Origin of the sequence: Curtobacterium subtropicum (assembly GCF_030362975.1) — a bacterium.
Taxonomy (GTDB): domain Bacteria; phylum Actinomycetota; class Actinomycetes; order Actinomycetales; family Microbacteriaceae; genus Curtobacterium; species Curtobacterium subtropicum.
Genome location: NZ_JAUCMM010000007.1, coordinates 1 through 12,998 on the forward strand (window position 1 = coordinate 1; position 12,998 = coordinate 12,998).

A 12,998-nucleotide genomic window follows, 5' to 3' on the forward strand; every position below is an offset into this window, starting at 1 on the left:
GGCGCGCGCTACGCCGCGGGACCGGTCCGCGAAAGCGACAGTCCTCCGCCGAACATCGGCGGAGGACTGTCGCTTTCGCGGTGGGACCGGCGCGGCGGCTACGCCGCGCGGGCGGCGGCGCCGGCCGCGCCGCGGGCGCCGCGGGAGCGTGCGGCCCAGCCGACGCGGGACCGCACCACGAGGGTGACGACGACCGCGGCGGCGACCGCCACGACCGCGGTCACGGCCGTCGGCACGGACACGAGCGGGCCGTCGAGCCGTCCGACCGCGACCCACGCCAGGCCCCACGACAGCGCGGCCGTCGGAGCGAGTCGTCCGCCGCCCCAGACCGCGAGCAGCACCCCGACGAGTCCGGCGACCGCCGCGACGAGCACGCCCCAGACGTCCTGACCGAGCCCGAAGCCCCGGAAGCCCGCGGCCGTCAGCACCGCGGCGGTGTTGGCCGCGGTCGCCACGCACACCCAGCCGAGGTAGAGCCCGAAGGTCCCGTCGGTCACGATCGCCTCGACGGCGCCCGAGGGCCGGGTCCGCCGCAGGACCGCGAACGCCCACACCAGGACGCCCAGCAGCGCGACGATGATCGGCTCGCTCGCCCACAGCAGTCCGAACTGCACGGACAGGATCCACGCGGCGTTGAGCAGCAGGGACAGCACCGCGGGCACGAACAGGCGCTCGTGGCGCTCGTCGTCGGCGGTACGGAAGAACTGCCGCACGGTGTAGGCGATCAGGCCGACGTAGACGACGCTCCAGATCGAGAACGCCGGTCCGGCGGGGGCGATCGCGGTCGACGAGGCCGACAGGGCACCGCCCGACGCCTCGGCGATGGGGGTCCCGCCCGCCGCTCCCGAGCCGACGAACGCGCCGACCACTGCCACGACGGCGCCCACGGCGACCGCGATGCGCTTCCAGATCTTCTTCATGTCCGCTCCGTTCGTCAGCATGCTGATGACCTGCACGGTAGGCCCGTCCGATGGATCCGGTCGCAGCGCACGCCCAGGTGGTCGGGGGACGAGTCGTCCGCCACTGCGTACGGTGGCCTCGTGACCGTCGAGCTCAACACCGTCTACGTCGACCGCATCGCCCCGATCGCCTGCCCGTCCCTCGACGACACCTTCCGGATGATCGGCGAGCAGGGCGCGAGCGCGTGCATCGTGCTGCACCGCCCCGACGCCGCGGAGCTCGGCGACGTCGCGGTCGCCCTCGGCCTGCACGAGCTCGCGGTCGAGGACGCCGCCGAGGGACACCAGCGCCCGAAGCTCGAACGGTACGGCTCGACGCTCTTCACCGTGCTGAAGCCGGCGGTCTACCAGGACGGCCCCGAACAGGTCGAGTTCGGCGAGGTGCACGCCTTCGTCGGGCAGGACTTCTTCCTGGCGGTGGTCCCGGCCGACCCGCGCGGACCCCAGGCCGTGCCGCGCGCGCTGCAGCGGCTCAGCGGCAAGCCGGCCCTGGTCACCGCCGGTCCGCAGGCACAGCTCTGGGCGCTGATGGACTCGATCGTCGACGGGTACGCGCCGGTGATCGACGGACTCGAGGAGGACATCAACCAGATCGAGGACCAGCTGTTCTCCGGTGTGGCCGGGGTCTCGCGGCGCATCTACGAGCTGTTCGGCGAGGTCGTCGACTTCCAGCGCGCAGCCCGGCCGCTCATCGGCATCATCGAGAACCTGCACCGCGGAGCCGAGAAGTACCACCTGCCCGTCGAGCTGCAGCGCCGGTTCCGCGACGTCCTCGACCACGTCATCCGCACCGTCGAGCGCCTCGACACCTTCCGTCAGCTGCTGCAGAACGCGCTGACGGTCGACTCGACCCTGGCGGCGCAGAAGCAGAACGACGACACGAAGCGCATCTCGGGATGGGCGGCGATCCTGTTCGCCCCGACGCTCATCGCCGCGATCTACGGCATGAACTTCACGCACATGCCCGAGCTGTCGTGGACGTGGGGCTACCCGCTGTCGATCGTCGCCATGATCGCCTTCGCCGCGATCCTGTTCGTCGTGTTCAAGGTGAAACGCTGGTTCTGACGAAGCCGCGCGGCACCGACTCCGGCCATCCGCACTCCGCCGGTTCCGAGCAGCCGCGCGCGTCGTGTTGCGCGGGACGCACCGCGGCGGCCAGGCTCGTCGTGCCCACGACGCGCAGGCGTCGACGACGCCGACCGGAGCAACGATGCCCACCACCACGAACGACCTCGTCCACCTGACCGCCGGTGGGGTGTCCGTCGTGCTCGACTGCCGCGACGGCGCGCTGCCCGCCGTCGTGCACTGGGGTGCTGCCCTCGGCACGCTCGGCCACGACGAGCTCGTCGCCCTCGCCGACGCCGACGTCGCCCCGGTCGCCAACAACGAGGCCGACGTGCCGGTCCGCCTCGCCCTGCTGCCCGAGCCCCACCGCGGGTGGACCGGACGTCCCGGACTCTCCGGCCACCGCGACGGCCGCGACTGGTCCCCGGCCTTCACGGTGACGGCGCTCCACGTCGACGACACCCGGCTGACCGCCGAGGCCGAGGACCCGACCGCCGGTCTCGCCGTCCGGATCACCCTCGAGATGCTCGGCTCCGGCCTGGTGCGCACCCGCGCGGCCGTGACGAACACCGCTGCCGGCACGTACACGGTCGACGACCTGACCGTCGCGCTCCCGGTGCCCTCCCGTGCCCGCGAGGTCCTCGACTTCGCCGGTCGCTGGGGCAAGGAGCGCACCCCGCAGCGCCGCGAACTCGTCGTCGGCACGCACGAGCGCGACAGCCGCAAGGGTCGCACCGGCGCGGACGCCGCCACGGTCCTCAGCGTGGGGGAGCCCGGTTTCGGCTTCGCCCACGGTGAGGTGTGGGGCGTGCACACGGCGTGGAGCGGCAACCACCGGCACTTCGCCGAACGCCTGGCCACCGGACGTCAGGTCGTCGGCGGCGGTGAGCTCCTGCTGCCCGGCGAGGTCCGGCTCGACGCCGACGAGACGTACGAGGGACCGTGGGTCTACGGCGCCTGGGGCGAGGGCCTCGACGACCAGGCCCGCCGGTTCCACCACTGGCTCCGCAGTCGCCCGCAGCACCCGACGACCCCGCGCCCGGTCACGATCAACGTCTGGGAGGCGGTCTACTTCGACCACGACCTCGCCCGGCTCACCGACCTGGCCGAGCGCGCCGCCCGCCTCGGCGTCGAGCGGTACGTCCTCGACGACGGCTGGTTCCGCGGCCGCCGCGACGACCACGCGGGCCTCGGTGACTGGTACGTCGACGAGGACGTCTGGCCGGACGGCCTCGGCCCGATCGTCGACCGCGTCCGTGCACTCGGCATGGAGTTCGGCCTGTGGTTCGAACCCGAGATGGTCAACGAGGACAGCGACCTCGCCCGCGCGCACCCGGAGTGGATCATGCAGGCCGACGGGCGGCTGCCGGTGCGCTCCCGCGACCAGCAGGTGCTCAACCTCGCGATCCCCGAGGCGTACGACCACGTGCTCGAGCGCATGACGGCCATCATCGGCGAGTACGGCGTCGACTCCGTCAAGTGGGACCACAACCGCGATCTGGTCGAGGCGGGCTTCCCCGGCGGCAGCGCGGCCGTGCACGAGCAGACCCTGGCCACCTACCGGCTGATGGCGACGCTGAAGGAACGCTTCCCGGACCTCGAGATCGAGTCGTGCTCGTCCGGCGGTGCCCGCGTCGACCTCGCGGTGATCGAGCACACCGACCGGGTGTGGGTGTCCGACGACATCGACCCCTCCGAGCGCCAGCAGATGCACCGGTGGACGCAGCAGCTCCTGCCGCCGGAGCTCCTCGGCGCGCACGTCGCGAGCGGCGTCAACCACACGACGGGTCGCTTCCACGACGTGGCCTTCCGCGCCGGCACCGCCCTGATCGGGCACTTCGGGGTCGAGTGGGACCTGGCGAAGGCCACCGAGGACGAGGAGCGCACGCTCGCGTCGTGGATCGCGCTGCACAAGGAGTGGCGCGCCCTGCTGCACGGCGGGCTGCTCGTCCGCGTCGACGAGGTCGACCCGACGCGCCTGGTGTACGGCGTGGTCGCCGAGGACCGCCGCGAGGCCGCCTTCTTCGTCGCGAGCACCGGCCGGTCCGAGGTGTCCGGCGTCGGCCGCGTCGTCTTCCGTGGCCTCGACCCGGACACCCGGTACCGCGTCGACCCCGTCCTCGTCGGTGACGGCCACGACGTCCGCCCGCCCGAGTGGTGGTCCGGTGACCGCGTCTTCAGCGGCCGCGTGCTCGAGCAGGTCGGTCTGCAGCCGCCGCTCCTGCCGTCGGACCGGGTGGTCCCCTTCCGCGTGACGGCCGTCTGACGCGACGCGACCAGGAGACGGACGGGAGGCCCGTGGCGACGCCGCCACGGGCCTCCCGTCCGTCCACAGGTCACGTCGGCGGTCCGTGGGCCGGTCCCGATCGCCGCTAGGCTTCCGGTCATGCCGCAGACCGGAACCGCGACACGCACGACCACGCCGGTCTGGGCCGTCAAGCTCGCCGTCATCACCGCGCTCGTCGGCATCGCCGGCGGAGTCGCGGGCATCGCGGTGTGGCTCGCCCTGCAGGCCATCCAGTTCGTCGCCTTCGGGTACCCGTTCGGCGGGCACCGCGAGGCCGCGGACGCGCCGTCCGGGCTCAACCGCTTCCTCGCGCTCGCCGCGGCCGGTGTCCTGACCGGTGTCGCGTGGTGGGCGCTCCGACGGTGGGCGAAGCCCGTCGTGTCGGTGACCGGCGCCGTCGACGGCAAGCGGATGCCGGCGTTCGCCACGGTCGCGAACGCCGCGGTGCAGATCCTCGCGGTCGGCCTCGGCGCGTCCATCGGCAAGGAGGTCGCGCCGCGCGAGATCGGCGCCTGGCTGTCCCAGCTCGTCACCGCGCGTGCCGGCCTGACCGGTCGTGAGACGCGGATCCTGGTGGCATGCGGAGCGGCTGCCGGCCTGGCGGCGGTGTACGACGTCCCGCTCGGCGGCGCGCTCTTCGCGGTCGAGGTGCTGCTCGGCGAGCTGACGTTCGCCACCGCGCTGCCGGCCTTCGCCACGAGCGCGATCGCCGCGTTCACCGCCCGGCTCGTGATCCCGGACGAGGTGCTCTACCACGTGCCCGCGATGCACCTGTCGCCCTCGCTGCTGGTGTGGGCGATCATCGTCGGGCCGGTGCTCGGGTTCGCCGGGGTCGGCTTCGTCAAGCTCACGAACCGGTTGCAGGGGATGGCACCGAAGGGGTGGCACCTGCTCGTCGTGCTGCCGGTCGTGTTCGCCATGGTCGGGCTCATCGCGGTGCCGTTCCCGGAGATCCTCGGCAACGGCCGCGCCCTCGGACTCGTCGCGATGAACGCCACGACCGAGGCGCCGACGTTCGCGGGTCTGTCGCCGATCGTGTTCCTGCTGCTGCTCGGCATCATCCGCACCATCACCACCTCGGCGACGATCGGGGCCGGTGCGGTCGGCGGCACGCTGACGCCCTCGATCGCCATCGGCTCCGCGGTCGGCGGTGCCCTCGGCGGCCTGTGGGTGCTGCTCTGGCCCGCCGACGGGTCGAGCCTCGCCGCCTTCGCGTTCGTCGGCGCCGCGGCCTTCCTCGCGACCACGATGCGCGCGCCGTTCACCGCGCTCGTGCTCGTCGTCGAGTTCACGCAGGAGGGCACCGACATCCTCATCCCGTCGCTGCTGGCGATCACCGGCTCGGTCGCGGTGTCCTACGTGCTCGCGCGGCGGCGCAGCGCCCAGATGGTCTGAGGCGCAGCGCCCGGACGGTCTTCGCCCCGCTCGTGCGGCGCGGACACGAGCGGTGCGCGCGCCTACCATCGGCGGCAGGTCGGGGCGACGGGCCCCGCACGAGGTGAGGAGCCGTCCATGGCGGGGTTCGACGACATCACGAAGAAGGCGCAGGAGTTCCTGAAGGACGGCAAGGTCCAGGACGCCCTGAAGAGCGAGAAGGCCGAGGACGTCAGCGACAAGGTCCTCGGTGGGGTGGCCGACGCGGTGAAGAAGGCCACCGGCGGCAAGTACGACGACAAGATCGACGGTGCCCGCGACGCGGCCGACAAGCGGATCGGCAACGAGTAGCGGCTGGTCCGCCCCGGCTCGGTCCGCCGGACCGACGGCACTGCGGCGGCTTGTCCGCTGCAGGCGATTGGACGCGCGGGGCGGGACGGACCACGATTGACCGCGTGACCGTGCTCGCCCCGAACCAGCCGCTGACCGAGTCCGAGGTCGCCGCGATCAAGCGGGACTTCCCGATCCTCCAGCAGGAGGTGAACGGGCAGCCGCTCGCGTACCTCGACTCCGGAGCCACGGCCGAGCGACCGCGCCAGGTGCTCGACGCCGAGCGGCGCTTCCTCGAGCACGACAACGCCGCCGTCCACCGTGGCGCGCACACCCTGGCAGCGCTGAGCACCGACGCCTACGAGGACGCTCGCGCGACGGTCGCCGGGTTCATCGGCGCCGCGTCGCCGTCCGAGGTCGTCTGGACCGCGAACGCCACCGACGCACTGAACCTCGTCGCGTACGGCATCGCCAACGCCAGCCGCGGACGCGGGGGAGCGGCGGCCGAGCGCTTCCGCATCGGCCCCGGCGACGAGGTCCTGGTGACCGAGGCCGAGCACCACGCCGACCTGGTGCCGTGGCAGGAGCTCGCCGCGCTCACCGGTGCAACGCTCCGCTGGGTGCCGGTCGCCGACGACGGCACCTGGACCGCGGACGACGCCGTCTCCCGGATCACCGAGCGGACGAAGGTCGTCGCCTTCGCACACGTCTCGAACGTCACGGGCATGATCGCGCCCGTCGCCGCCGTGGTCGCGGCCGCCCGAGCGCACGGCGCCCTCGTCGTCCTCGACGCCTGCCAGTCCGCGCCGCACCGACCCCTCGACGTGCAGGAGCTCGGCGTCGACTTCGCCGCGTTCTCCGGGCACAAGATGCTCGGGCCGAACGGCATCGGCGTCCTCTGGGGTCGTGCCGAGCTCCTCGACGCCCTGCCGCCGTTCCGCACCGGCGGGTCGATGATCACCACCGTGACGATGGAGGCGGCGGAGTACATGCCGGCGCCCGAGCGCTTCGAGGCCGGCACGCAGCCGGTGTCCCAGGCCGTCGCGCTCGCCGAGGCGGTCCGCTACCTGCAGCGCATCGGCATGGACCGGGTGCGCGCGCACGAGGAGCACCTCGCACAGCGCATGCTCGACGGCCTCGCGGCGGTCCCGGGCATCCGGGTCGTCGGCCCGCCCGCCGGGGTGCCGCGCTCCGGACTGGTGTCCTTCGACGTCGACGGGGTGCACGCCCACGACGTCTCGCAATTCCTCGACGCGCAGGGCATCGCGGTCCGGTCCGGGCACCACTGTGCGCAGCCGCTGCACCGTCGGCTCGGGCTGGTCGCCACGAGCCGCGCGAGCACCTACGTGTACACGACCGAGCAGGACGTCGACCGCTTCCTGACGGCCGTCGGCGAGGTCCGCGGCTACTTCGGAGCGGCCTCGTGAACGGCCTCGACTCGCTCTACCAGCAGGTCATCCTCGACCACGCGAAGGCCCGGCACGGCGACCTCGTGCTCGAGGACCCCGACGCGTCGCACTTCGAGCGGAACCCGACCTGCGGCGACGAGATCACCGTCAGCCTGCGCCTCGAGACCGGCACGGACCGCATCGCCGCGATCGGGTGGCAGGGCGACGGTTGCTCGATCTCGATGGCCTCCGCGTCGGTGCTGACCGACATGGCCGTCGGCCGGACCGTGCCCGAGCTGCTCGAGCTCACGTCCGCGTTCCGGGACATGATGCGCTCACGCGGCGCGGGGGAACCCGACGAGGACGTCCTCGAGGACCTCGTCGCGTTCCACGGCGTCTCGAAGTTCGTGATGCGTGTGAAGTGCGGGATGCTCGCGTGGGTGGCGGCGGAAGCCGCGGCGCGCGAGGCCATCGCAGCCCACTGAGCGCGCAGCGCGGCCCGCTGACCTGCCAGCGCAACCCTCTGCGCGGGCAGCGCGACGCACTGACACGAGCGGACACCGGACAGGAGGCGCGGGGCGGTCCGGTCCCGCGCCTCCCGTCCGGCACACGGTCGCGTGTCACGCTTCGTCACGGTGCGTGACCAGGACGCCCTCGCCACGTAGCGTCGCGACCGTGAGCGACCCGAAGCAGCGGCAGATCCGGTTCAACGCGTTCGACATGAACTGCGTGGCACACCAGTCCTCCGGGCTGTGGCGCCACCCCCGAGACCGCTCGCGGCACTACAACCAGCTGTCCTACTGGACGGACCTGGCGCAGCTGCTCGAGCGCGGGCGGTTCGACGGCATCTTCATCGCCGACGTCCTCGGCACCTACGACGTCTACGGCGGGACGAACGAGGCGGCGCTCCGCACGGGATCGCAGGTGCCGGTGAACGACCCGATCCTGCTCGTCTCCGCGATGGCTGCCGTCACCGAGCACCTCGGGTTCGGCATCACCGCGGGCACCGCCTACGAGCACCCGTACCCGTTCGCCCGTCGCATCTCGACGCTCGACCACCTGACGAAGGGTCGCATCGGCTGGAACGTCGTCACCGGGTACCTGCCGAGCGCCGCCAGGAACATGGGCCAGACCGATCAGCTCTCGCACGACGACCGCTACGACGTCGCCGACGAGTACCTCGAGGTGCTCTACAAGCTGTGGGAGGGGTCGTGGGAGGACGACGCCGTCGTCGAGGACCGCGAGACCGGTGTCTTCACCGACCCGGCGAAGGTGCACCCGATCGAGCACCACGGCCAGCACTTCGACGTCCCCGGCATCCACCTGTCCGAGCCCTCGGTCCAGCGCAGCCCGGTCGTCTACCAGGCCGGCGCCTCGCCCCGCGGCATCCGCTTCGCCGCCGAGAACGCGGAGGCCGTGTTCGTCGGCGCACCGACGGTCCCGCAGCTCGCCGCGACCGTCGCGAAGATCCGGGACGCTCTGGAGGCCGCTGGTCGCGACCGGTACGCCGCCAAGGTCTACACACTGCTCACCGTCATCACCGACGAGACCGACGAGGCAGCGCAGGCCAAGTACCGCGACTACCTGTCGTACGCCTCGGCTGAGGGAGCGCTCGTGCTCAACTCCGGGTGGATGGGCGTCGACCTGTCGCAGTACGACCTGGACGAGCCGCTCGGCAACATCGAGTCGAACGCCATCCAGTCGGCGGCCGCGAACCTGTCGGCGGCGACCGGGGAGGACGGCTCGAACTGGACGGTCCGCGACATCGCCGAGCACACCGCGATCGGCGGGCTCGGGCCGGTCGCCGTCGGATCGGGGGCGACGATCGCGCAGCAGCTCATCGACATCCAGGAGCAGACCGACGTCGACGGGTTCAACCTCGCCTACGCGGTGACGCCCGGCACGTGGGAGGACGTCATCGAGTTCGTCGTGCCCGAGCTGCGAGCGCGCGGCGCCTACCCGGAGGAGTACGTCGAGGGGTCCCTGCGCCACAAGCTGCACGGTCGTGGCGACCGCCTGCCCGACGAGCACCGCGGCGCGCAGTACCGCGTCGGCGCACGGGCGACCGCCTGACCGACCCCGGTCGGCGCGACGTAGGGTGGTCCGGTGATCGGGTCGTCCTTCGTCGTGCGCACCGCGGACGACGAGTCGACCGCGGCGGCGTGCGTCGCGCTCTGGGTCGACGCCGTCGCAGATCGTGACGGCGTGCCGGCGTCGGACGCGGTGCGTGCACGTGCGCACGAGAAGTTCGCGGCGGAGCGGGTGGCACTCGTCGTCGCCGAGGACGGCGGAGCCGTCCCGCTCGGGTTCGCCCTCGTCACCGCACCCGGGTCTGGCGGGACGCCGAGCGACGCCGCGTACCTCAGCCTGCTCGCGGTCGCGCCCGCCGCGCAGGGTCACGGGCTCGGGCGTCGACTGCTCGCCACCGCGGTGGACGCCGCTGCGGCTGCGGGGTACGACCGGTGCGAGCTGCACGCGCTGGACGACAACGCGCCGGCCCTCGCCCTGTACGCGAGTGCCGGATTCCGGCCCGTCGGCGAGCCGTTCCCGCACGCGCTCAGCGGCCGCCCGACCCACGTCTGGCAGGCGGGCGTCGGCGGGTGAGGTGAGGCTCACCTCACCACGAAACCCCTGATCAGGCTTGCCTCACCTTGCTGGCGCGATCGGCTCGGGAGTGGTTCCATGGCCGTCATGTCGACTGCATCGGACCTCTCGCTCCCCACCGCCGAGCACGACGACGCCGCAAGCGCCGCCCGGCTCAACTGGCTCCGCGCCGGGCTGCTCGGCGCGAACGACGGCATCGTGTCCGTCGCCGCCGTGCTTGTTGGGGTCGCCGGAGCCGGTGCGGGTACCGGGCCGGTCGTGGCGGCCGGGACCGCGGCGCTCGTCGGTGGTGCGATCTCGATGGCGCTCGGCGAGTACATCTCGGTGAGCGGTGCCCGCGACGCCCAGCGCACCGGGCAGGCCGCGGAGCAGGCGAAGCTCGAGGCCAACGCCGAGGACGCGCCGGCGCTCGCTGCGCACTACCGGTCGCTCGGGGTCGAGGCCTCGGTGGCGGACGCCGTCGCCCGGGAACTCGCGCGCCCCGAGGTCCGCCGGCGTCGGGCCGAGGCCGCGCTCCGGGACGCCGAGGACGAGGTCGTGAGCCCCTGGCGGGCGGCGTGGGTGTCGGCGGCGACGTTCACCGTCGGGGCCCTGCTGCCCTTCGTCGCGATGCTGCTCGCGCCGGAGTCCCTCCGCGTGCCGGTCACGGTGACGGCGTCGCTCGTGGCGCTCGCGCTGACGGGCACCACGGGGGCCGTGCTCGGTGGTGCCCGTCGGGGCCGAGCGGCGCTGCGGGTCGTCGTCGGGGGCGCGCTCGCGCTCGCGGCGACGTACGTCGCGGGGGCGTTGCTCGGGACGCACGCGCTCTGATCGGCGGACGGCGGGAACCGCGCCCGGGATCCGGGGCCTGGCGTCGGGAGGTGAGGTGTGTCTCAGGTCGCCACCCTGGCCGCGGCCGCATCGACGAAGGTGGGGTCGCTAGCCTGCACGCATGTCCCGATCCTCGCTCGCCGACACCCTCTCCGACACCGCCCTGCAGATCGAGCAGCGCCTGCAGATGGGGGACCGGCTCGAAGTGGCGCGCGTCGTCGACCACTTCGCGATCTTCCGCTCGAAGGGTGCGGCGTCGACTGCCGCCGATGCGCTGCGTGCACTGGGCTACACGGTGGAGGTCCGCACGAAGCTCTTCAGCACGACGCTCGAGGCGAGCAAGCCGGAACGACTCGATGCGTCCGAACCCGACCGCTTCGTCAGGGAGGTCTTCGAGGTCGTCGAGCGGAACCATGGCTCGTACGACGGGTGGGGCGGCGAGGTGGAGATGCCGGGAGACTGAGCCACTGCACGGTGCTCTGCGTCCGCCGTCGCGTGCGCGTCGGACACCGGCCTCACGTCGAAGCGCGTGCCGGTGGTCGACCGGCTACCGAGACAGGTCTCCAGGGCCGCGTCCGGTCGACTGCGAGACGACCTGACGCTTCTGCGCACGACGGGTCGGACGACGAGGGTCGTCGCGACGAGCAGACCAGCGAGCGGCTGCACCGGGATGGCTTCGACGGTGGTGCCTCAGGCATCACCGCGCGTCGGAAGGACGACGTCGACGGCGGGCGAGCGAGCCGACCGCGGCGACGAGCAGCACGGCTCCGCCCACGATGGCCAAGGGCACACCGAGCAGGAGCAGGATGCCGGCGCCGATGTTCGCTCCACCATCGAACCCGACCGCGAAGGTCGCGATGACTGCGACAGCGCAGATGAGGCCACCTGCTGCCGCGAAGATGCCGCCGACGAGGTTGAGGGCGCGGACCTCGGTCATGTCCGCAGCGTATCCCGGTCTGGACACGCTGTGCCCCGTCCCTGGCAGTCCGACGGAGGATCGACGACCGAGACAGTTCGACGAGTCCGCGATCGCGCTCATCCGCGGCGATGTCGTGGTCGGAGTGTGAGCTGTCGAAGTGCGCGAGCGGTCAGGCTGCGGGTGCGAAGTCCACCCGGTCGTGCGGCTCGGCGGCGAAGTGCCGGCCGGGGTACCGGAGGCCGCCGAAGTACATGTTCGTGTGGGCGACGATCTGCTCCCCACTGATGTCGACACCGTCGTGCTCCGCGTCCGTCGTCGTGTGCGCGTCGGACACCAGTGTCACGTCGAACCCGCGGACCGCTGCGGCCTGGGTCGTCGTCCGGACGCAGTAGTCGCTCTGCGCACCGGCGACGACGAGGCGCTGCACCCCCGAGCGCTCCAGGATCTCGAGGAGGTCGGTGTCCGAGAACGCGTCCCGGTACTCCTTCTGCACGAGCGGCTCGTCCGGTCGGCGCTCCAGGGGCGCTGCGAGCTCCCAGTCCGGAGACCCTTCGGTGAAGTCGCCGTGGTCCAGGACTCACACCACCCGCACGCCGCTCGTTCGCGCTCTGCCGACGAGTCGGGCGGTCCGCGTGAGCACGCCCTCGGCATCGAAACAGTCGCGCACGACGCCTCGCTGCAGGTCGATGACGAGGAGCGCACTCACGGTCGGCATGAGGGATCCTGCCACTGAGGAGCAGTGGCGAGGAGGTCCCGCGCACGGCAGCGCGGATGGTCCTGCGCTCAGCTCGAGCGCCGTACCCGGTCGATCCGGTACTGGTCGAGCAGGCGCACGGACGTGGCAGCCGAGCGTTCCGCCGGGCCTGCCAGGAAACCCGGGGAGACCCAGAAGGCCGTGACGGGTGAGATCCAGCGACGGCCTCGGTGCCACCAACCGATGTAGGGCAGCACTGTGACGTCTTCTGCATCGGGCATCGACGTGATGGCGGCGTACGGGATGCGGCGGGACCAGAGCAGGCCGCGAACGAGGAAGTGGTCGGCGAGGACGACGACACCGAGCCGCAACGCCCGACCGGCGAGCCAGCTGCCGGTCCCGACACCGACGAGCAGGATCAGGGCCGGCAGGAACAGCGGCTCTCCGCCGTCCGCCGCTGCGGCGGCCGCAACGCTCGCGAACAGGCCGACGGCGACTCCGACGGCAGCCGAACCGAAGCGCACCGCGGGAGGTCCCAGGACGATCACCCGGGCAACCTCCGACCTCT

Annotated in this window: 15 protein-coding genes; 10 read left to right on the top strand and 5 right to left on the bottom strand. The window is 72.5% G+C overall.

Going from position 1 to position 12,998, the window contains the following annotated elements; genetic code table 11:
• Positions 1-98: 98 nt before the first annotated feature.
• A complete protein-coding gene (locus tag QUG98_RS10620; protein WP_353067845.1) occupies positions 99-956 on the bottom strand; it encodes a TspO-related membrane protein in 858 nt (285 codons plus the stop codon).
• A gap of 84 nt (positions 957-1,040) precedes the next feature.
• Between QUG98_RS10620 and QUG98_RS10625 the strand changes: the two genes are divergently transcribed.
• The 10 genes from QUG98_RS10625 (at position 1,041) to QUG98_RS10670 (ending at position 11,280) form a co-directional block, all read left to right on the top strand.
• On the top strand, positions 1,041-2,024 hold the full coding sequence (locus QUG98_RS10625; protein ID WP_289470505.1) for a magnesium and cobalt transport protein CorA: 984 nt from the start codon (positions 1,041-1,043) through the stop codon (positions 2,022-2,024).
• Positions 2,025-2,169: 145 nt separating this feature from the next.
• Positions 2,170-4,290 carry an alpha-galactosidase gene (locus QUG98_RS10630; protein ID WP_289470506.1) on the top strand — a complete coding sequence of 707 codons (2,121 nt, stop codon included), beginning with the start codon at positions 2,170-2,172 and terminating at the stop codon, positions 4,288-4,290.
• Positions 4,291-4,410: 120 nt separating this feature from the next.
• Entirely contained in the window at positions 4,411-5,706 is a 1,296-nt protein-coding gene (locus QUG98_RS10635; RefSeq protein ID WP_289470507.1) for a chloride channel protein, read from the top strand.
• A gap of 117 nt (positions 5,707-5,823) precedes the next feature.
• Positions 5,824-6,036 carry an antitoxin gene (locus QUG98_RS10640; protein ID WP_289470508.1) on the top strand — a complete coding sequence of 71 codons (213 nt, stop codon included), beginning with the start codon at positions 5,824-5,826 and terminating at the stop codon, positions 6,034-6,036.
• Between the two features lie 110 nt (positions 6,037-6,146).
• Positions 6,147-7,442 carry a SufS family cysteine desulfurase gene (locus QUG98_RS10645; protein WP_289470664.1) on the top strand — a complete coding sequence of 432 codons (1,296 nt, stop codon included), beginning with the start codon at positions 6,147-6,149 and terminating at the stop codon, positions 7,440-7,442.
• On the top strand, positions 7,439-7,888 hold the full coding sequence (sufU, locus tag QUG98_RS10650) for a Fe-S cluster assembly sulfur transfer protein SufU (protein ID WP_289470509.1): 450 nt from the start codon (positions 7,439-7,441) through the stop codon (positions 7,886-7,888). The genes QUG98_RS10645 and sufU overlap by 4 nt, the downstream gene beginning before the upstream one ends.
• Before the next feature lie 190 nt (positions 7,889-8,078).
• Positions 8,079-9,476 carry an LLM class flavin-dependent oxidoreductase gene (locus QUG98_RS10655; protein ID WP_289470510.1) on the top strand — a complete coding sequence of 466 codons (1,398 nt, stop codon included), beginning with the start codon at positions 8,079-8,081 and terminating at the stop codon, positions 9,474-9,476.
• A 33-nt stretch (positions 9,477-9,509) separates the two neighbouring features.
• Positions 9,510-10,007 (top strand): GNAT family N-acetyltransferase, encoded by a 498-nt coding sequence (locus tag QUG98_RS10660; RefSeq protein ID WP_289470511.1) that lies wholly within the window; start codon positions 9,510-9,512, stop codon positions 10,005-10,007.
• Positions 10,008-10,094: 87 nt separating this feature from the next.
• Positions 10,095-10,817: a VIT1/CCC1 transporter family protein gene (locus QUG98_RS10665; protein ID WP_289470512.1), complete on the top strand. Its 723-nt coding sequence runs from the start codon at positions 10,095-10,097 to the stop codon at positions 10,815-10,817.
• A gap of 121 nt (positions 10,818-10,938) precedes the next feature.
• Positions 10,939-11,280, top strand: a complete 342-nt coding sequence (locus QUG98_RS10670) for a ribonuclease E inhibitor RraB (protein ID WP_289470513.1) — start codon at positions 10,939-10,941, stop codon at positions 11,278-11,280.
• A gap of 234 nt (positions 11,281-11,514) precedes the next feature.
• Here QUG98_RS10670 and QUG98_RS10675 read toward each other — a convergent pair whose 3' ends face one another.
• From QUG98_RS10675 to QUG98_RS10690, 4 genes are all read right to left on the bottom strand, one after another.
• Positions 11,515-11,754 (bottom strand): hypothetical protein, encoded by a 240-nt coding sequence (locus QUG98_RS10675; RefSeq protein WP_289470514.1) that lies wholly within the window; start codon positions 11,752-11,754, stop codon positions 11,515-11,517.
• Between the two features lie 151 nt (positions 11,755-11,905).
• Complete coding sequence (locus QUG98_RS10680; RefSeq protein ID WP_289470665.1) at positions 11,906-12,310, bottom strand: isochorismatase family protein; 405 nt, start codon at positions 12,308-12,310, stop codon at positions 11,906-11,908.
• A gap of 3 nt (positions 12,311-12,313) precedes the next feature.
• Positions 12,314-12,451 carry an isochorismatase family protein gene (locus tag QUG98_RS10685; RefSeq protein ID WP_289470515.1) on the bottom strand — a complete coding sequence of 46 codons (138 nt, stop codon included), beginning with the start codon at positions 12,449-12,451 and terminating at the stop codon, positions 12,314-12,316.
• 68 nt (positions 12,452-12,519) lie between these two features.
• Complete coding sequence (locus tag QUG98_RS10690) at positions 12,520-12,978, bottom strand: hypothetical protein (protein WP_289470516.1); 459 nt, start codon at positions 12,976-12,978, stop codon at positions 12,520-12,522.
• Between the last annotated feature and the right edge of the window lie 20 nt (positions 12,979-12,998).

Excerpts from the sequence above, each read along its gene's own strand:
- QUG98_RS10630 (WP_289470506.1), top strand. The coding sequence starts at position 2,170 with ATGCCCACCACCACGAACGACCTCGTCCACCTGACCGCCGGTGGGGTG.
- QUG98_RS10635 (WP_289470507.1), top strand. The coding sequence starts at position 4,411 with ATGCCGCAGACCGGAACCGCGACACGCACGACCACGCCGGTCTGGGCC.
- QUG98_RS10640 (WP_289470508.1), top strand. The coding sequence starts at position 5,824 with ATGGCGGGGTTCGACGACATCACGAAGAAGGCGCAGGAGTTCCTGAAG.
- QUG98_RS10665 (WP_289470512.1), top strand. The coding sequence starts at position 10,095 with ATGTCGACTGCATCGGACCTCTCGCTCCCCACCGCCGAGCACGACGAC.
- QUG98_RS10670 (WP_289470513.1), top strand. The coding sequence starts at position 10,939 with ATGTCCCGATCCTCGCTCGCCGACACCCTCTCCGACACCGCCCTGCAG.
- QUG98_RS10675 (WP_289470514.1), bottom strand. The coding sequence starts at position 11,754 with ATGACCGAGGTCCGCGCCCTCAACCTCGTCGGCGGCATCTTCGCGGCA.
- QUG98_RS10685 (WP_289470515.1), bottom strand. The coding sequence starts at position 12,451 with ATGCCGACCGTGAGTGCGCTCCTCGTCATCGACCTGCAGCGAGGCGTC.